Raw genomic sequence first — 18127 nt, 5'->3', positions numbered from 1 at the left:
GCTCTTAAGTTTATCGCAGAAATAGCCGGAGAGTTTCCTCCCCGACTATCCTGATTAATGATTACACCTTTTATCTTTCCCGTTGCGGCTTTGCGGGCTGCAACTGAAAATCTATTAGATATAGGTTATAACTGAGTCAGTTTTTGCAGCATCTGGTCAGACGTCGATACGGCTTTACTGTTGATTTCATAGGCTCGCTGAACCTGAATCATATTGACCAGTTCTTCCGCCACATTGACATTAGACGTTTCAACATAGCCCTGATAGAGCAGCCCTGCCCCATTGATGCCCGGTGCGTTTTCCACGGGGACACCGGAACTGTTGGTTTCCAGATACAAGTTCTCACCGACGCTTTCCAGACCACTTTCGTTGATAAAAGTGGTCAGCGTCAGTTGGCCAACCTGCTGAGGTGCGTTTTGCCCCTGCACGTTGATACTCACAATCCCATCACGGGCAATGCTGATTTTGGTAGCATTGTCTGGAATGATGATGGCAGGCACGACCTGAAAACCACTCGCAGTAACCAGTTGCCCATTTTGATCGACCTGAAATGAACCATCACGGGTATAACCGCTTGTGCCATCAGGCATCTGGATCTGGAAAAAGCCCTGTCCTTTGATTGCCACATCCTTGGTGTTGTTGGTCTGTGCTAAGTTGCCCTGACTGTGCAGACGCTCTGTCGCCACCGGACGAGCCCCCGTACCAATCTGTAAGCCAGAGGGCAGATTGGTCTGTTCAGACGACATCGCACCGGGCTGACGCTCAGTTTGATAAAGCAAATCTTCAAAAACCGCGCGCTGGCGTTTAAAACCATTGGTACTGACGTTTGCCAAGTTGTTGGCAATAACATCCATATTTGTTTGCTGTGCATCCAGCCCAGTCTTGGCAATCCATAAAGATCGGATCATGAATTTATCCCCTGTTTCCGATTCAGCTCATGGCGAGAATTTGGTTAGCCCGCTGTGCATTTTCATCGGAACTGTGTATGACTTTCATCTGCATCTCAAAACGACGCGCATTGGCAATCATGTTCACCATGCTTTCCACTGGATTGACATTGCTGCCCTCCAGTACACCCGGCATGATTTTCACTTCCGTGCTGGCTGACAGTTCATTGCCCTGCTGTTCCCGCGCCTGTGGCGTTAAATGAAACAGGCCATCATCGCCCCGTACCACTTGGCCCGCTTGCGGCTTAACGATTTTCAGCTTGCCAATCTGCCCCAGCAATGTTGGCGGATCGCTGGCAATCAAGGCAGAAATAGCACCATCTGCCGCGATAGTGAGTTCAGCCTGTGGCGGAACATCAATCGGCCCGTTTTCACCCATCAACATACGGCCCTGCACCATCAGTTGTCCTTCTGGTGACATCTGGATACCGCCGTTGCGGGTATAGGCTTCCGTCCCATCGTCGAGCTGGACAGCCAGAAAGCCACCTTGCCCGACAGCCACGTCCAACGGGCGGGAAGTATAATTCATTGGCCCCTGACGGCTATCCATCCCGGGGGTGGAGGCAACGGTCAATGTGCGGGTCGGCAGAGTTTCGCCTTCAATGGGCACAGAACGCAGTGCGGCAAGCTGGGCTTTGAAACCCGGTGTCGAAGCATTGGCCAGATTGTTGGCTGTGACGGCCTGATGTTCCAGCGTTTGGCGCGCAGCACCCATCGCGGTATAAATGACGTGATCCATAAAACTATCCGCCTGAGCTTATTAACGCATGCTGACCAGCGTTTGCAGGATCTGATCCTGCGTCTTGATGGTCTGAGCGTTGGATTGATAGTTACGCTGGGCGACGATCATATTGACCAGCTCTTGGCTCATGTCCACGTTTGACGCTTCCAGTGCGCCGCTGATCAGCTTACCGAAGTTACCTGATCCCGCAGTTCCTACGACCGGGCTACCGGATGCACCCGTTTCTACCCAAACGTTATCACCCTGTGCAGCCAAACCTTCCGGGTTAGAGAAGTTCGCCAGTACAACCTGACCTAAAACCTGTGTTTGCTGGTTAGAATAGAGACCATGAATTTTGCCGTCACTATCCACGCGGTAGTTAGTAAAACTCCCTGCGGCATAGCCGTTCTGCTGCTGGTTGGAGATAGAATCCTGTGAAATGCTCTGCTGTTTGCTGCTGTTGAAATCGATGGTGATTGGAGCACCAATGGAACCATTTAACCCAGGCATATCGAAAGCAAATGCGTTGTTAGCGCCTTTAATGCGGCCATTGCCATCAAACTCTACATCACCCAGTTTTTTAGCATCAGAACCTGCTACAGAAGTGTCTTGAGCATGAATTTGCCACTTGTTATCGTCTGTTTTAACAAAGAACACATTGATATTGTGCTCATTACCCAAGCTATCGTATACCGAGAGACCAGAGCTATAGTTAAAGCTGTCTTTTTTTGATGAGTCAAATGGGGTAGCCGCGATATCAACTTTCTTATTCATCGAATTCAGGTTAGCCGTCATAGTGACGTTCGTCGTCGCCTTGGCATCCAGCATGTCCCTTGGAATCGAAATCGGCCCCGGTGCTGCACCCTTTTGAATTTCAGGCCCATTTGCCCCTTGTACCGCCGGATAACCGGTCAACTTCATGCCTTGCATGTTGATCAGGTTACGGTCTGAGTCCATGTTGAACTGACCGTTGCGGGAATAGAAAGTACTGCCGTTGGAATCCAGCATGCGGAAAAAACCGCCCTGGGTGATTGCCATGTCCAACTGACGGCTTGTGGTGGTGGTTGAACCATCCTTAAAGTTCTTAACCATGCCAGAAACTTTAACCCCCAGCCCCACATCTGAACCGCTAAATACATCCGCAAAGGCGGCTGAACTGGATTTAAAACCAAATGTCGCCGAGTTCGCGATATTATTACCGATAACGTCTAAGTTACTTGCTGCGGCATTCAAGCCACTGACCGCTTGTGAAAAAGCCATATGTCCTCCGTTTAACTAAAGAATCTGACGTACTTGGTCCATGGTTACCGTACCCGCCAGCCCTAAATCTAATTTAGTGCCATCCTCACCCCGTGTGACACCGTTAACCTCAGCAGAGGTCAGCGGAAGTGTCACCAACGCCTGATCTTGATAGCTTGCGGAAACAGTGAAGTTATAGGCACCGTTTATCACTTCTTTACCGTCTGCGTCTTTGCCATCCCACTGAACTTTATGTACACCGACATTCACTTTTTCAGCTTCCACTTCCCGAACGACGATACCCTCTTTATCTCTAATGGTAATTTTGATGTTATCCGCGGGTCGGGTCAGTTCGAAACCGAATGGCGATGTGCTAATACCGTTTTCTTCATCGGGACCGACTAAAATCTTATCGCCAGGGATCATAACCGTTCGGCCAATCAGCATTGTCGTTTGCATCGCCTGATTGCCTTCCATCTGCCCAACAACAGCGCCCAGCGTTTTATTGAGCTTTTCAACACCCTGAACGGTGCTGATCTGCGCAAGCTGTGTCGTCAATTCATTGTTTTGCATTGGGTTGGTGGGATCTTGGTTCTTAAGTTGAGCAACCAATAAATTCAAGAAGTTATCTTTGATATCACCACTTTTTTGTGGTTGTTGTTTGTTCAGGGTGGCGAGTTCGCCTACCGTTGAGTTATCTAATGAGTCATTGATTGAAGAGGTAATCGCCATAATGGACTTCCTGTTACTGACCCAGAGTCAACGTTTTCAACATGATGGACTTGGTGGTGTTAAGCACTTCAATGTTTGCCTGATAACTGCGGGAAGCGGAGATGGTATTGACCATTTCTCCGACGACATCCACATTTGGCATACGTACATAACCTTTTTCATCGGCCAGTGGATTACCCGGCCGGTATTCGAGGCGGAAAGGGGTGGGATCATCCACAACTTCACTGACACGCACGCCACCGATCTCCTGTCCTGCCGGAGCCGCAACGCGGAATACAACTTGTTTGGCACGGTAAGGCTCGCCATCAGGCCCTACAACGCTATCGGCATTCGCCATATTGCTGGCGCTGACGTTCAGTCGCTGGGACTGAGCGGAAAGTGCGGAGCTAGCAATATCAAAAATACTGAGTAAAGACATTTCTATTATCCTTGTGACTGTAGAACTGACATCATGCTTTTAAGCTGCGAATTCGTCATCGTAAGTTCGGCCTGATATTTCAGGCTGTTATCTGCGAAATGGCTGCGTTCTACATCCATGTCAACGGTATTTCCATCCATTGCTGTCTGGTAAGGCACCCGATAGAGCAGATCCATTTCCAAACGATTCTGAGACTGAGCGGGGATATGTCGATCGGAAGCTAGACGCAGCTTCATTCCATTTCCCGTCACACGACCCTCTGCCATCACTTGTTTCAGTTGAGCAGCAAAATCGATATCACGCGCCTGATAGCCGGGGGTATCCGCATTGGCAATATTTGCAGACAGAATTTCCTGCCGCTGGTTGCGGAGTGCCAGCGCTTCTTGTCGAAAATGAAAGGCAGCATCTAATTTATCGAGCATATTTCTCCCTCTGGTCTGTTATGCAGGGCAAGCCCTGTAACTCATTAAAGCCCATTGTATTAAGCTCTAAGCAGCTAACAGAATAAACTCAGAAGAAAAAGCTGATTCGATGAATAGACACAAATTGGATTGCTATTTATCCCATTAACGAATAATCAATCGCGTTACACTATTAACATCCAACAGGTACTGAATATTTTTTGAAATCATGGTTCTCAAACAGGGTCAGGGTGGTGAAAATGCCTGCATTAAAATTTATCGGGTTTATTACCTTTTTCCTTAGCAGTTTTTTGCATAGCGCTTTGGCATTGGCAAGCAATTTACCGCAATCAATCAATAATTATTTCACACAGATTCACCACAACGCGGACCACAAAGTCACCGTGAAAATTAAAACGCCTGAACAGCAATGGCCGGTATGTGAATTTCCTGAAATACATCCGTCACTCAGCAGCAAAAACTGGGGCAGCCTGTCCATTCCCGTCACCTGCGGCCAACAGCGCCGTTTTATTCAGGTATACGTCGGTGTTACGGGTTCCTATCTGATTTCTAACCACACAATTCAACGTAATACCGTGCTGACAGAAAAAGATTTTCAGGTAAAAACAGGGGCTTTGGATAAATTACCAAACGACATAATCCGTAACAGAAAGGTCATACAAAATGGTATTGCCATTCGCAACATCCCTGCCGGACAATTCATCACTCGTAACATGATCCGACGTCCGTGGGCGATTCGCGCCGGACAAAATGTCGTCGTCACCGTAGATGGGCATCATTTTCAGGTGCGCTACGAAGGAAAAGCGATTAACAACGCCGCGAGTTTTGATAATATCCGTGTCCGCCTGGCTTCTGGACAGGTGATTACCGGAGAAACTCAGGAAAATGGCAGTGTAAAAATGATGTTATAAATGGCTAAAGTTTTATTCTTTCAAGCCGATATAACCAACAGACCATGATTTACAGGCATGCCAGCGGTATATCGCCTGCTACCTAAGACAAATTAATGCCTGATTAAAGGATTACAATTATGAGTATTGAATGCACTCAACCTCTACTGGCCATTGCTGCTGTGCAGCAACGCAATGCCAATGAAGGTGCCCAGAGCACTCGCAGAACTGTGGCTGTCGCAGAAAAAAGCGCCGATACGCAAGTTAAGCTGAGCGAGGCGCAGAAAAAGCTCGTTCAGCCAAGTAGCCAAGATATTAATATCCAGAAAGTACAACAATTGAAAGAAGCCATTGCGAAAGGAACTCTGACCATGGACAGCGGTAAAATTGCTGATGCTTTGTTCAGAGAAGCCCTTGAAAACATGGAATATGATAAATAAACCATCAAAATCATAAAGAGCCATAAATGGAAGAACTTCAACTCTTGCTTGAGCAGCAAAACGTACACTTAAATTCGCTTTCGAACACTATGGCAGAAGAACAACGCATATTGAGCGAAGGCTTTATTGAAGCGAATCATTTACATCGAGTCACCGAACAAAAGACATTTTTTCTCTCGGCACTCGATCATGCTGAACGAAGACGCCAGCAATTAAATGAAACGCTGAAAGTGAACGCCCCCTATGCCAACCATGAAATACTGGCGGTATTATGGGATCAAATCAGTCAGACTGTTGAACGTATCCGTGATTTCAATGTGCATAATGGGTTTTTACTGGATCAACATATTGAGTTGAACAGCCAAGCAATTGCTTTCTTGAAAAGTCACCACAGCCCTTCTCTTTATGGTGCTGATGGGCAAGCCCATCACAACACAGCACTGTCTGGTCACAAGATCAGTGTTTGATTTTGAGTGGTGCGACTTTAAGTCGTCATATGTACAGACCTCTTAATTTATCAGTGAAATAAGGGGTCTGTTTTAGCTGCTAACGTACCCAGCCATCATTTTTCTCTGTTCAGATAATCATCTATCGATTCCAGGCTTTCACTCTTTATCACTCATAACTCATTGTGAATGTCGCTGTCGCATTGGCAACCCCTGCTCTAACGTCACCATACCGATAGTAGCGTGCTTTTAAAGGAATGTTTACAGGCCCGCCCGTCCCGGTAGTGGTATAGTATTTTTTTTCACCAAGGTAAATGGGCAGGTTCGTTTTACCATCTAAAATCTGAACACCAACACCATCCCTCGCCCTCTCATTAAGGCCACGTTTAAGCTCGATAATACCTTGCATTAGGTCATAAGCCCCTTGACGACCTGCCTCTAAGGTCATAAAAACGCTAGCCTTGGGTTGACAAGTCAAAGGTATATTAAATAGTGTTTCCGCTGCCGTTGAACCCACATAAGGTAATTGCATTGTCGTTATCCGGCCTAATGTTACAGGAATTGTGCTGTTATCGACGGAACAGGTTGGGGCGTTAATCGTTATCATACCCGTGGTGAATCGGAATTCTTGAGTCACGCTGGGTATTCTGGATCCGCGCGGTGCGACAATAGCTGCGGCTACTGACTGGGAATAACGACCCGGCTTTATCGGGCCAATTTTGTAAAATTCGAGTCTGAGTGCGGCATTCAGGTTGATAGTGCCATCAGGCCCTATCTTAGTGGTATATAGCTCTCTGGCATTACCACCCCAAAAACGGTCCGCAGTTGTTGTTATCGGTTTTTCATCGTGCGTATCATCCACACCAATAACGACATACCCAATACCACTGTCACCCAGTTTAAAAATTTTACGGTAGATGGAAGTTATCCCCGAATCGTCCCCATAAGCTTTTATACCGACAGTTATGTGAGTGGCTCCTACTGGCATATTTGTGCAAGTTATCGCCATATTTGCCCGAGACTGGGAATCTAAGCTACGGTATATTTCATCCCTCGATATATGTTGCGGAATGGACACCGCAACAGTCGATATGATTCCACTGCCCCCGGAACAATCGGCATAAACCTCACCGGAGGAAAAAAATACCGGGGCTAACAGTAACCACGGATAAACGAATACCTTCATCAATCATTCCTTATATCGAGTCTATAAATTATTGTGGGCCGCCATGCTTAAAGCAGAAATATGATAACTTCCCGTCATAACTGACAATCTGCCTTCATCGAAATCACCGCCGCTTCACTTTTTGGCAAAATAAAACGCGCTTTACACTGTTCAAACTGACTATTACCCCATTGAACAGACAACTGCCCCTGCTCCGGCACACCACCGAAATAGACTTCCCCTCCATTACCAACAATGCTCTGATTTTCAGTAAGGGAGCTGATTGTATTTTCTTCATTCAGGGTAGCTATTGCACCAAAAGGAATCGGTTTACCCAGATGAGTCAGAGTAAACAGTACTCGGTGACCGATCCGTGTTCGGAAATCAGCCACGACCATCGCTCCCTGTGTCGGAATGACAGTCTGGATATTGGACTCAATTTCCACGCCATCGCCAAAAGAGTCCGGTGACAGAGCGATACGGTTATGGTGATAAGGACTGACATAGGGCAATACTGCATGGCCTCGCCCATCCGTTTCAACCCCGTTATAGCCGTTAACCTTAACCCCTGCTGCTCCGGGGGTTTTGACCAAGACAATCGTCTCACCCAATGATTGAGACAAAGTTATGCCATGGCGATGAGCGACCAATCCTCCCCTGAGTCCGTAGTTAATCTGCTGCGAGCTATTGTTGTAGTTATATCCACCGGACAGCTCCCCATAACGGGCTTTATAGTTGAGATTAATATTACCACTGGAATTCTGACCGTTATTACCGTAACGCTGTTGCAGAGAGTAACCCAGAACATTGTCATCCAGAGCCGTACCACTCAGTCCAACTGATTGGTTCATATCGCCTTGGCGATTATGATTGAAACTATAGGTAGCCCAACTGTTCGGCAGCCAGCGGTCGAGCGGAACCTGTATATTGAATGCCAGTTGGTTATCGGCTGTTGAGTTACCTGAACTCATATTTTGGGTGTAGTTCAGGGTATAATTGATATCGGCATAATTCACACTGTACCCGACATTTAAACTACGGGTCGTGCCGCGGTTTCCCCAATCATTCTGCAAATAACCGGAAACATAGACGCTGCCATAATCCGACAAGTTTTGACTCAGATTAAGCTGAAATTTGTGTTTACGTTGATATGACAGCTCGTCATGTGCAGCCTGGTTATTGACGTCCTGAAAATCATAAAAGTGCGGTGAAGAATAATGGTAACTGGCCAGCGACAAGCGAGTGCCGGTCTGTTCGAAGTCTTTGGTATACTGCGACCGATAAACCCGGCCCTGTTGTTGACCTTCATTGATAATATCAGCCTGTGACTGCGTGATATCAAAAGACAAAGACCCCCAACGGCCAAGGCTGTATCCCACACCAACAACATAGGCTTGGTAGTTCGGAGACAATAACGTACCGCCATACACAGTTGTGGCATGTGGCAGGCCATAATAAATTTCACTCTGCATAAAGAGCGGCTGCCGGGTCTGTTCGTGCGAAGTGCGGTATTCTCCCGCCGTCAGACTGTATTTGAACCCACCTTCCCGTAACATGATAGGAACCGACGAAAAGGGTTGAACAAAGTGCCGTTCACGGCCATCCGCTTCCCGAATAGTCACATTCAAGTCTCCTCCTGAGGAGGCCGGATAAAGGTCATCAATCACGAAAGCCCCAGGTGGAACATAAGCCTGGTAAATCATGAATCCGTTCTGAAGGATGGTGATCTGCGCATTGCTTTCCGCTATTCCCCGCACTATCGGAGCGAATCCCCGCTGACTGTCCGGTAGCATATTATCATCAGACATCAGGGTGATGCCGCGGAAAGCAAATCCGCTAAACAGCTCTCCACGTGTATTGGTTTCACCCATCACCAACTGGCTTTTTAGAAGATGAACATCACGTTGAAGATACGTGTTAAGGTTTTCCCAACGTGACTCGCCGCTACGGCCTCGATGGTAAGTAGAATAATTTCGTAGGCGCCAGGCGTCCCAGTTTAATCCACTACGCAAATTCATATAGATACTGTTAGTTTTAGCACCGCTTTTACTGCGAGTTTCAGCACCGTTAAAATCGTAATTCATCCATAGCGCCGATTCACCCTGTTGCCAAAGTGACGAGTCAATCGCACCGCGCGCTTCAGCCGTCATCGCCGCCTGAGGAATACTGATAATTAGCGTTTGTTGACCAAGCTGTAATGAGGTACTGGCATAAGGGATGATGTCAGCCAGGTCAGTGACCTGCATTTTTGAGTTCAAGACTGGGAAAGCCGCAACATTGACTCCCCAGTCGGCCAGTTGTTGAACCGATAAGTCGGGTTGAAGTTTTCTCCCGGTTCCCAGCACAAACTGGATATCCTGAGCACCTTTATTCTGGCCATTAACACGGATATCAACATGGTATGTCCCCGGTGCACTACCGCCTTTTTCTGCAAAATAGCTCAAATCAGGCGGCGGCGCAGACGGGTCATGAATTTCCAGAGCATCGAGATCAAAATAGTCACTGGCATACCCAGAGACAGGCAGAAATCCGGCCAACAGCAGCAATATTAACTGCGCACGGATAGAAGGAGTAATCAAACTCATAACATAAAATATCTTCTGAATGATAGGTGATTACAAGGATGATAATGTTTGATGCTGTGGCTCAGTGGTGCCGCCAAAATCATTGATAGCCCGCCAAGTCACGGTATTACCGGAACCTGCGGGTAAAGGCCATTGACGGCGACTGAACGGGGCGACCATACCGGCTTCCGGTACTGGATTATTCCCGACCGTAATGTTGTGGAAAGAGATATAAAAAGGGGTTGGATTCTGCACCACTAATTGCCCATTCTGGCGGGAAAAAGTCAGTTGTTGATAGGCATTATCCGCCAGTTTTTCTGTCAATCCAGCCGGCCGATAAAAGAGCTTTATCCGGTTTTTCACCGATATCAGCAGGCGATTTGCATCGTTTTTTTCCACCGCAGGAATCGCTTTAACGTTCAACCAGAAGACAGATTCACGATCCTGTGGCAAAGAGTCATCTGTCAGGATAATTCGCAGACGGTTTTCTTGCTCACCATCCAGACGGAATAAGGGCGGTGTCACTAAAAATGGCGCTTTGCGATCAGATACTTCGGTTGTTGTAAAGGTATCTACCCAAGACTGAATAAGGTAAACACCTTCCTTACTCTCGTTGATTACGGAAATGGCCGCTTCACGTTGAGATGCTTCATAGATCACCCGGGTGCTACTGAGCGCTATCCCGGCATGGGTGGGGGCAGCAAAGACAACAGGCAGGGACAGTAGCAGTCCGAACAAAAAACGTTTTAACATAACAATATCCCTACACAAACTAAAAATGAGAGACACCCCCACCGAATGCGGTGGAGATATCACAAAAGCAATAAAAAAACAGTAAATGGGGAATGTAAGGAATTACTCGTAGTCTAGTGTAAAGTCCGTAGAGGCTTTCACTGTGCCTGGCGTGACAGTTTCCCCTGTAGCCACATATTTAGCCTTAAATTCAAGTGTAGTTACATCCTTAGTCACTGGAGTACTTTTGCTAAGCTCCCCCATATTAATTAGCGTACTACCATTTTTCTCATAAATACCAATGCCAACACCCGTCGCTCCACCACTCTCAGAGTTAATTTTCAGCAGATTGCCATCGATGCTATCTTTAACACCGCCAAATTTCACCTGCACATTAGCCGAATCACCCACTATCCCGCAGTCCTTCAGATCAATGCTAAAGAGAGTGTCGCCCCCGGTTTTACCTTTTCCTGCAAGGGCAGTCGCACCTACTTCAGGTAGGTTGACAGGACCAGTTGAAGCATTGACAGTACATGTCGCCTTAGTGATCCTACCGTTAAAGTTAATTGTGCCATCGGCAGCCAATGCCGGCGCAGCCATAGATCCAGAAATAACTGCTGCGATAAATAATTTTAATAATTTCATTTTTATTCCTTTAATTACAGACATAAAAATTCTCCCGACCGAAATAAAAATACCTATTTTCGGTTAAGAAAATTCAATAAATTTTAATAATTGATGGTTGTGTTTTTAAGAACAAAACTAAGAGTATGTCCCTGCTAATAAAGAATGGCGTTCCTTACTAGAGTCTATTAATACATAAGAGACCCTTCAATAGCGCGAATGATGCCGACAAACGTAATATTGGATTACTCAAAATAGGTAAGAATATATCAGCAATCTTTCAGACAACCGCATAGATGTTCAGCTTGGTTATACTGTTTACACGTTGCGATTATATATTCCCAAGATTCAAGGCAACTTGCCTTAAAAACTAATGAGAGCTGCTTTTATACGCACAATCAATTTTTTGTAATTCTCTAAAACATCTGGTCAGGAATCCTGAGCTTGACCTGATGACTTATGCCTATTACGTATAAATGATGTGTCAATTGGTGAGGTGATTAAAATAACTCTATCCATATGTTTTATAACAAATAGTCAACCTTAAATAACTGTCCATGTCGGGTTTCCATACCTATAACATCTCGCATATTTGATTAACGGCATTATTTTTAATACGCTTTAATTAAAAAATTCCACTTTAGTAGCTGGAGGAAGATACACCAACTCATTTTGTTATTAAAATTGTTATTAACGATCAATTAATTATTATTGATAGGTATTTCCTATTGATATTAATTAATTGATCGCTGGGGCTAATCTTCGGATTCTTGGTTAATAAATTAATTATTTGTATAAAATGAGACTATTTTCAGTAAAATTTATTGTTTACGTACAAATTCTATCTGTTGGAAGTACCTACAAATAACTTCGTTCGTGGCAGCCATGAAGTGCGGTGCCATAAAATGGATAGCATATAAATATAACTTTTTTAAACCATCACTCATTAACCATATAACAGCGAACAGGATAAGATAAATTAACATTAAAAAAATTCATTGTGAAAATTTGAAAGTAAATCTGTTAAAAGACATCGCTAAGTTCGTTAATGAATCTATTTTAGGGGGTATAAAAAAGGCGATTAAAAACGTCTTCTATTTAGTTTATTACTTACTCTTATCTACTAGCAGAAACGGAATAAAAGCATTGCCACCCAAATATTGAGATGTCACACCATTCCATTTATTTACCTGTATTTTTCGAAGCACCTGATACTTTATCTCGATTGAGTTTTTTCGTCAGTTTCTTCACTGCAAATGCGGCTTCGGTAAAGTTTTTATCTGCTTCTGCGGCTTTTTGATACCACTCCAGTGCTTTTTGTTCGTCTTTTTCAACGCCAAGCCCAGATTGGTATAAATAACCGACATTAAACATACCTACTGCATTACCGACTTTTGCCGCCTTAAGGTACCATTCCATCGCTTTTTGATAGTTTTGTGGTACACCGCGGCCTTTACGATATAAAATACCAATGTTATTTTGAGCCGTTGAAAGGCCCTGCTCTGATGCTTTTAGATACCACTCCATCGCTTTTTGATAATCTTGTGGCACAATTTCACCTAGTTCATAAATCATTCCTAAGTTACTTTGAGCAGCAGAATCACCCAATTTCGCTGCTTTCTGATACCATTCCATGGCTTTTTGTTTATCTTGCCTGACCCCTAATCCCTCCTCATACAAAAAAGCCATGTTGTTCTGTGCGTTGGTAAGCCCCTGATTGGCTGCTTTCTGATACCATTTCATAGCAATGGCATAATCCTGCGATACCCCCCATCCCTCTCTATAGAAGTAACCAATACTAAATTGCGCTTCTGCATATCCTTGCTTGGCGGATTGGGTATACCATTTTGCAGCCTCTTTATAGTCTTGCTGAACACCCAATCCCTTATCATATAATTCCCCCATTTTGTATTGCGCATAGGGATCTCCTTGGTTTGCTAAATCCAAACAAATATGAAAGGTCGCTGGCTTTATTTGGCAGGTATCATTTTTAGCCCATGTGGTGGCGGAAAAGCTAAAAGCAAAAGAGAAACAAATAAGGATTAATCGTTTCATGTTTTCACCTCCTTATACTGAATAATTATTCAACAGCTTACTAATAGCTTGTAAAAAAGCTTGATCAGTAGCATTAGCGCTTGTTATTTCAAATAATTGAAGTAATTCATCAAAAATATCTTCAAAAAAATGATAAGCTAATGTTAATTTAGCCTCATCCAGCTTCTGATATACTTTAGGATAATTAATTTTTAATCTTCTTGCTGATTTAGATAGCTTTTCAATAACTCCATAGTTTGTAAGTAATAAAACAGCGATATTAGCACCTTTGATAATTCCAGCTCTTTTTCTTAGAAAAAAAGGATTATTAATTGCAATTAAATTAACCATATTATGCACAATAGTAGCAACAATAACACTTCTGATAACACGACTTGATATCATTTTCGGGACAAACCGAATGCTTTGATCAATAAATGCAGTTTCTATTCCCCCTCTTATATCTTTATTAAACTCTTTGACAATTTTTTGTTCTTTTATAAATCCCTTCCCTACCAGCAATGCTACTAACAATTCCTTTCTCTGCCCATAAATATCATCCAAAATAGAAGACAATATAATCTCCGCTGCTTCAGATAAAAACTCATGAGGTTCCCATGCTCTTGTCAGTAAATAAATCGCCTCTGCATTTTCTTTTAAAATTAATGGATTAATGGAAATTCTTCTTTCTCTCACTGAACGAATAGCAATATTCATTGGGTAGTATTCATCAACAGTATCACTTAATCTATTAATACCATCATAAGAACTCACAAATAGACTCTCCGTCCCTTTAACCCAGCCATTTTGTTCAAAAACTTCATCCGCAGACATGATATTGCCACATGAATCATAATAGATAGATTCATCCAGACCGGTATAATGTTTACCACCACACGCTTTCCTCCGCTCTTCATGATCTTTAAGCGCTCTCATTATCCGCTTTAGCACATGAATTCTTTTTTCAAGCGCCTTATCTTCATCAATCGTCTGATTTCCCCTACAATAAATCCACCCTTCATCATTTCTTGAACAACTTTCCATACTTTTCCTCTGATCATATTTGTCAAACATGGAGCCTAGGATATTTCTGTTAAGCCTTATACTGCTGGATATGGCGCACAGCCACTAAAATTTTTTTTGAGTATAATAGGTTATAGATTGAAATTTCAACACTCCTATCAAAATTTATCAGTAGCAGAATGATATCCATGTCAAAAAGAGTAGATTAGCAAATTTTATAGTGATTAATAACTTCAATTTTAGGAACATCAATAATAATCTACGTAAATATCATAATAAAAACAATAACTGAAAATTATAAATAACGAAATTTTTGTGACTTATCTCGTAAATAAAAACCATCTAAAAATAAAGGCTAGACAATAATAAACATTTCTGATAATGATAAAGTTATCTTTAAAAAATAAGGGAAAATTAAATGGCGAATTTAATTTATTTAACACTGAAAGGTGACAAACAAGGATTAATCTCGGCAGGATGTTCATCACTCGATTCAATTGGTAATAAATGTCAAATCGGCAATGAAGATAAAATCTTTGTGATTGAATTCAATAGTTCAATTACCAGAGCACAAAACGTAACACATCATCCGATAGACTTTATAAAACCTATCGATAAATCCTCTCCATTAATATTGATGGCTATTTCTAATAATGAAAAATTAACATTAGAACTTGAGTTTTTTCGAACATCTCAGAATGGAGCGCAAGAAAAATATTACAGTATTTTGATTAAAGGCGCTTCCATTGTTGATTACTCAACGAGATATCCACACAATATCAATCACGCGGGCGCTCAACCTGAAGAATATATATCTGTTATTTATACTGATATTACATGCAGACACCACTCTGCAGGAACATCAGGCTACAGCATTAGGGATGAGAATATTTATTAATTTCCCATATAAAGTAAGATGAAATCGTCTTGCTTTACATAATACGATTCATCGTGAACTTACGCCTTTTTTATCTGCCAAAATAAAGCTAAAATTATACAACAAATCATATTATTAAATGACATATAAGGAACCACTTTATGAAAAATGAAAGAAGACATTTTCTGAAACAGGCGAGTGTTACTGGTGCAGTATTTTCATTATTACCCCTGCTTCCAGCAGGAGCTCTCGCCTCTTCACCTAGTCAACCAAAGAAAGAGGATGGTATTGGTATCGGCGTTTGCGAGATGACCCCAGAGGAAATGTCAGGTCCATATTTTATAAATAACAAACTGTTGAGACGGAATATCACAGAGGATGAACAAGGAATACCTCTTTTATTGACAATGAAAGTCATTGATTCTGTAACCTGTAAACCTTTAGATGATATCTTTATTGATATATGGCATTGTAATGCGATGGGAAAATATTCAGGTTGGAAATACATAAACCCAGACCTTAAGGCTCCATCTGGTGATATAGGGACGATTTCAAGAACGGATGAAAGCATATTTCTTCGTGGAGCACAAAGAACAGATAAAGAAGGCATAGTCAGATTCACCACGATTTTCCCTGGATTTTATGCTGGAAGAGCTATACATATCCATTTATCAGCAAGGAGTGCTAATGTACAAAAAAGACAGGAAGATAAATTCTACTTTGTAGGCCAACTCTATTTCCCTGAGAATATATCTAAAGAAGTCATGATGAATGATATGTATTCTCCAAGAGGTATTAATAGGCTTAAAAATGAAGATGATTCTATCTTTTCTGGAGTTAAAAATAGAGCTGCAATTTTGACAGTAAAAAAAATAGGTGATAATCTATTGGATGGATTACATGGAAAGATAGTTTTATCTATTAATAAAGACCATGTGTCCAAAAAAATAACCCCTAAAGACTTAGCTAAATACACTGTGTAGGTGAATCTAATTTAGAAAGAATCCTCCATAACCGGTGTTTGAGATCTGACAGGATGAAAATATATATTAAGCGATATCGAAAAAAAGGCTTTGTACTCTCAAAATAGTAAAAATTTGATATTTGGAACCGCTTTTGAAGCCGAAAAACGGTTCTGTCGGTCATGTATTGAATAGTTAGTTATTGTGATATGCTCTAACTTTTTAAGGGTGGAGTATGGCTAAAGTTGACGTTTATTGTCGTTATTGTCACACATCAGAACATGTCAAAGGGCATGGAAAAGGAAATGGCGTCCATCCCCGTTATCGCTGTTATGCCTGCTGTAAGGTCTTTCAGTTGGAATACACCTATCAAGCCTGTAAACCCGGTGTTAAAGAACAGATTATCGATATGGCAATGAATAACGGAGGGATCCGCGACACCGCCCGTGTCCTGAAAGTGGCCACAAGCACCGTCATGACAACGCTAAAAACTTCCCCCCGACACGTGACGACGCTTCCTCTTGACGGGGATAACATTCAGCTTATCTGTGAAATGGATGAGCAAGGGTCGTTTGTGGGGAACAAGAAAAATCAACGCGGGCTCTGGTATGCCTGGGAACCCCGTCTGAAACGAATAGTGGCGCATGTTTTTGGGGATCGCAGCCGGAAAACATTAGACAAACTGCTTACCCTTTTATCGCCCTTTAATATTCGGTTTTATTGTACGGATGATTATGCTGTGTATGACAGCCTCCCAGAAGAAGAACACCTGACCGGGAAGACATTCACCCAACGTTTAGAAAGAAACAATTTAACGCATCGAACCCAGATAAAAAGACTGAATCGAAAAACGATAGGGTATTCTAAATCAGAGGAAATGCACGATAAAGTGATTGGTACTTTCATTGAGCGTGAGAACTATTTTTAATAAGAGATCTAACTATCTAATACATAACCAGAAAGCCGGTAAGAATTAACTAAACGGCTCTGAAATAAGTCAGCCAGAAGATATTCTGGCTGTATATTAAAATGATTATCTTCTAGCCGATTGTATATTCATGCAAAACTCATGAAATGATGGAGCTATATCAATAATATTGTTTAAACAATCTATATCAGATGATCTCGTATATTTTATACGTCCACTGTCAAGATCAATCCAGTAATCGTTATCTCCAGCATCTCCTGCAAATGGAAGGTGCGATTGCGCGAATTTAAGAAAATCTTGAGATATCTTACTCCTATATTTCAAAACATCAGATATAGAAAGTAAATACGGAGAATCTTCCTTATCATTCAACGAAATGAAATTAAATGCTTCAATTTCCATTAAGTTATAATCATTTCCGTTTACTTTATTGAACGTATCACGATAAATAAAAGCACCACCGTAGAAATACCCACCATTAAAATTTTCATAGAATTCAATAAAGCAATCTTTACCATGAAATTCTTGTGGGATAAAAATATTTATTTCCCCTAAAGTTAATCCTTGTAGTGATTTCTCAAATTTTAAATTATGGTCTGTAAAAAATTTATTTGTCATTTTATCCCACCTGACTTGCAGTTAAATATAGCATTATTTCGTTTAGTAGCTTCATCAATTGCATTTTGAGTTCCATACTTGTGACCAGTTTCTTTTTCAAACTCATGTGCTCCGCCTACATGAGGATGACTGTGGTATTCAGGATTCACAAGTTGCATGACCATTTCATTCTTTTCGGGATTATAGCTAACATGGTGCGATATCCACTTGCGTGATGGATATTCATCTATACCTGCAGCTTTATACAAAGCTATTTTATCATCAGTATAACTACCTGTGGCTTTTATTGTGAACAATCCTTCAGGGTTTTTAGCTGAGACAGTTTTAGGATGCAGCACATCACCA

General features: G+C 42.5%; 20 protein-coding genes. 6 read left to right on the top strand and 14 right to left on the bottom strand.

Annotated elements, in window-relative coordinates:
* Positions 1 to 125 precede the first annotated feature (125 nt).
* The 6 genes from flgG to flgB are packed head-to-tail and all read right to left on the bottom strand — an operon-like array spanning position 126 to position 4479.
* Positions 126 to 908: a flagellar basal-body rod protein FlgG gene (gene flgG, locus PSI22_RS18025; protein WP_273580939.1), complete on the bottom strand. Its 783-nt coding sequence runs from the start codon at positions 906 to 908 to the stop codon at positions 126 to 128.
* Positions 909 to 930: 22 nt separating this feature from the next.
* Positions 931 to 1686, bottom strand: a complete 756-nt coding sequence (locus tag PSI22_RS18020; protein ID WP_273580938.1) for a flagellar basal body rod protein FlgF — start codon at positions 1684 to 1686, stop codon at positions 931 to 933.
* Positions 1687 to 1707: 21 nt separating this feature from the next.
* Positions 1708 to 2928, bottom strand: coding sequence for a flagellar hook protein FlgE (gene flgE / locus PSI22_RS18015; RefSeq protein WP_273580937.1), 1221 nt, complete (start codon positions 2926 to 2928; stop codon positions 1708 to 1710).
* Between the two features lie 15 nt (positions 2929 to 2943).
* Positions 2944 to 3639: a flagellar hook assembly protein FlgD gene (locus PSI22_RS18010; RefSeq protein ID WP_273580936.1), complete on the bottom strand. Its 696-nt coding sequence runs from the start codon at positions 3637 to 3639 to the stop codon at positions 2944 to 2946.
* 13 nt (positions 3640 to 3652) lie between these two features.
* A complete protein-coding gene (gene flgC / locus PSI22_RS18005; RefSeq protein ID WP_012988430.1) occupies positions 3653 to 4057 on the bottom strand; it encodes a flagellar basal body rod protein FlgC in 405 nt (134 codons plus the stop codon).
* Between the two features lie 5 nt (positions 4058 to 4062).
* Positions 4063 to 4479, bottom strand: a complete 417-nt coding sequence (gene flgB / locus PSI22_RS18000; RefSeq protein ID WP_012988429.1) for a flagellar basal body rod protein FlgB — start codon at positions 4477 to 4479, stop codon at positions 4063 to 4065.
* A 239-nt stretch (positions 4480 to 4718) separates the two neighbouring features.
* Between flgB and flgA the strand changes: the two genes are divergently transcribed.
* From flgA to PSI22_RS17985, 3 genes are all read left to right on the top strand, one after another.
* Positions 4719 to 5390 carry a flagellar basal body P-ring formation chaperone FlgA gene (gene flgA / locus PSI22_RS17995; protein ID WP_273580935.1) on the top strand — a complete coding sequence of 224 codons (672 nt, stop codon included), beginning with the start codon at positions 4719 to 4721 and terminating at the stop codon, positions 5388 to 5390.
* A gap of 119 nt (positions 5391 to 5509) precedes the next feature.
* The gene (gene flgM / locus PSI22_RS17990; protein WP_012988427.1) at positions 5510 to 5809 is read left to right on the top strand and encodes a flagellar biosynthesis anti-sigma factor FlgM; all 300 of its coding nucleotides are present in this window, start codon (positions 5510 to 5512) and stop codon (positions 5807 to 5809) included.
* Between the two features lie 26 nt (positions 5810 to 5835).
* Complete coding sequence (locus PSI22_RS17985) at positions 5836 to 6276, top strand: flagella synthesis protein FlgN (RefSeq protein WP_273580934.1); 441 nt, start codon at positions 5836 to 5838, stop codon at positions 6274 to 6276.
* Positions 6277 to 6424: 148 nt separating this feature from the next.
* Here the strand turns inward: PSI22_RS17985 and PSI22_RS17980 are convergent, their stop codons facing one another.
* The 6 genes from PSI22_RS17980 to PSI22_RS17955 all read right to left on the bottom strand — a co-directional run bounded on the left by PSI22_RS17980 (position 6425) and on the right by PSI22_RS17955 (position 14418).
* Positions 6425 to 7441, bottom strand: a complete 1017-nt coding sequence (locus PSI22_RS17980) for a fimbrial protein (RefSeq protein ID WP_273580933.1) — start codon at positions 7439 to 7441, stop codon at positions 6425 to 6427.
* A gap of 74 nt (positions 7442 to 7515) precedes the next feature.
* Entirely contained in the window at positions 7516 to 10005 is a 2490-nt protein-coding gene (locus PSI22_RS17975; RefSeq protein ID WP_273580932.1) for a fimbria/pilus outer membrane usher protein, read from the bottom strand.
* 30 nt (positions 10006 to 10035) lie between these two features.
* Positions 10036 to 10737: a fimbrial biogenesis chaperone gene (locus PSI22_RS17970; RefSeq protein WP_273580931.1), complete on the bottom strand. Its 702-nt coding sequence runs from the start codon at positions 10735 to 10737 to the stop codon at positions 10036 to 10038.
* Between the two features lie 102 nt (positions 10738 to 10839).
* A complete protein-coding gene (locus PSI22_RS17965) occupies positions 10840 to 11385 on the bottom strand; it encodes a fimbrial protein (RefSeq protein ID WP_273580930.1) in 546 nt (181 codons plus the stop codon).
* 1137 nt (positions 11386 to 12522) lie between these two features.
* Positions 12523 to 13395 carry a tetratricopeptide repeat protein gene (locus PSI22_RS17960; RefSeq protein ID WP_273580929.1) on the bottom strand — a complete coding sequence of 291 codons (873 nt, stop codon included), beginning with the start codon at positions 13393 to 13395 and terminating at the stop codon, positions 12523 to 12525.
* A 12-nt stretch (positions 13396 to 13407) separates the two neighbouring features.
* Positions 13408 to 14418 carry a hypothetical protein gene (locus PSI22_RS17955; RefSeq protein ID WP_273580928.1) on the bottom strand — a complete coding sequence of 337 codons (1011 nt, stop codon included), beginning with the start codon at positions 14416 to 14418 and terminating at the stop codon, positions 13408 to 13410.
* Between the two features lie 397 nt (positions 14419 to 14815).
* Here PSI22_RS17955 and PSI22_RS17950 point away from each other — a divergent pair, with 397 nt between their 5' ends.
* The 3 genes from PSI22_RS17950 (at position 14816) to PSI22_RS17940 (ending at position 17164) form a co-directional block, all read left to right on the top strand.
* Positions 14816 to 15295: an Hcp family type VI secretion system effector gene (locus PSI22_RS17950; protein WP_273580927.1), complete on the top strand. Its 480-nt coding sequence runs from the start codon at positions 14816 to 14818 to the stop codon at positions 15293 to 15295.
* A 140-nt stretch (positions 15296 to 15435) separates the two neighbouring features.
* Positions 15436 to 16257, top strand: coding sequence for an intradiol ring-cleavage dioxygenase (locus PSI22_RS17945; protein WP_273580926.1), 822 nt, complete (start codon positions 15436 to 15438; stop codon positions 16255 to 16257).
* 214 nt (positions 16258 to 16471) lie between these two features.
* A complete protein-coding gene (locus tag PSI22_RS17940) occupies positions 16472 to 17164 on the top strand; it encodes an IS1 family transposase (RefSeq protein ID WP_273580925.1) in 693 nt (230 codons plus the stop codon).
* A 105-nt stretch (positions 17165 to 17269) separates the two neighbouring features.
* On the opposite strand, the gene PSI22_RS17935 is transcribed toward PSI22_RS17940, so the two are convergent.
* A complete protein-coding gene (locus PSI22_RS17935; protein WP_273580924.1) occupies positions 17270 to 17782 on the bottom strand; it encodes an SMI1/KNR4 family protein in 513 nt (170 codons plus the stop codon).
* Positions 17779 to 18127: hypothetical protein (locus tag PSI22_RS17930; protein ID WP_370689044.1), on the bottom strand; the 349-nt coding region annotated here is incomplete at its 5' end. The genes PSI22_RS17935 and PSI22_RS17930, both read right to left, overlap by 4 nt.

Source organism: Xenorhabdus aichiensis (genome assembly GCF_028598775.1).
Lineage (GTDB): Bacteria > Pseudomonadota > Gammaproteobacteria > Enterobacterales > Enterobacteriaceae > Xenorhabdus > Xenorhabdus bovienii.
This window is presented reverse-complemented; position numbering and strand designations above follow the sequence as displayed.

Coding starts and splice junctions, on each gene's coding strand:
- flgG (WP_273580939.1), bottom strand. CDS start 908: ATGATCCGATCTTTATGGATTGCCAAGACTGGGCTGGATGCACAGCAA.
- PSI22_RS18020 (WP_273580938.1), bottom strand. CDS start 1,686: ATGGATCACGTCATTTATACCGCGATGGGTGCTGCGCGCCAAACGCTG.
- flgE (WP_273580937.1), bottom strand. CDS start 2,928: ATGGCTTTTTCACAAGCGGTCAGTGGCTTGAATGCCGCAGCAAGTAAC.
- PSI22_RS18010 (WP_273580936.1), bottom strand. CDS start 3,639: ATGGCGATTACCTCTTCAATCAATGACTCATTAGATAACTCAACGGTA.
- flgC (WP_012988430.1), bottom strand. CDS start 4,057: ATGTCTTTACTCAGTATTTTTGATATTGCTAGCTCCGCACTTTCCGCT.
- flgB (WP_012988429.1), bottom strand. CDS start 4,479: ATGCTCGATAAATTAGATGCTGCCTTTCATTTTCGACAAGAAGCGCTG.
- flgA (WP_273580935.1), top strand. CDS start 4,719: ATGCCTGCATTAAAATTTATCGGGTTTATTACCTTTTTCCTTAGCAGT.
- flgM (WP_012988427.1), top strand. CDS start 5,510: ATGAGTATTGAATGCACTCAACCTCTACTGGCCATTGCTGCTGTGCAG.
- PSI22_RS17985 (WP_273580934.1), top strand. CDS start 5,836: ATGGAAGAACTTCAACTCTTGCTTGAGCAGCAAAACGTACACTTAAAT.
- PSI22_RS17980 (WP_273580933.1), bottom strand. CDS start 7,441: ATGAAGGTATTCGTTTATCCGTGGTTACTGTTAGCCCCGGTATTTTTT.
- PSI22_RS17975 (WP_273580932.1), bottom strand. CDS start 10,005: ATGAGTTTGATTACTCCTTCTATCCGTGCGCAGTTAATATTGCTGCTG.
- PSI22_RS17970 (WP_273580931.1), bottom strand. CDS start 10,737: ATGTTAAAACGTTTTTTGTTCGGACTGCTACTGTCCCTGCCTGTTGTC.
- PSI22_RS17965 (WP_273580930.1), bottom strand. CDS start 11,385: ATGTCTGTAATTAAAGGAATAAAAATGAAATTATTAAAATTATTTATC.
- PSI22_RS17960 (WP_273580929.1), bottom strand. CDS start 13,395: ATGAAACGATTAATCCTTATTTGTTTCTCTTTTGCTTTTAGCTTTTCC.
- PSI22_RS17955 (WP_273580928.1), bottom strand. CDS start 14,418: ATGGAAAGTTGTTCAAGAAATGATGAAGGGTGGATTTATTGTAGGGGA.
- PSI22_RS17950 (WP_273580927.1), top strand. CDS start 14,816: ATGGCGAATTTAATTTATTTAACACTGAAAGGTGACAAACAAGGATTA.
- PSI22_RS17945 (WP_273580926.1), top strand. CDS start 15,436: ATGAAAAATGAAAGAAGACATTTTCTGAAACAGGCGAGTGTTACTGGT.
- PSI22_RS17940 (WP_273580925.1), top strand. CDS start 16,472: ATGGCTAAAGTTGACGTTTATTGTCGTTATTGTCACACATCAGAACAT.
- PSI22_RS17935 (WP_273580924.1), bottom strand. CDS start 17,782: ATGACAAATAAATTTTTTACAGACCATAATTTAAAATTTGAGAAATCA.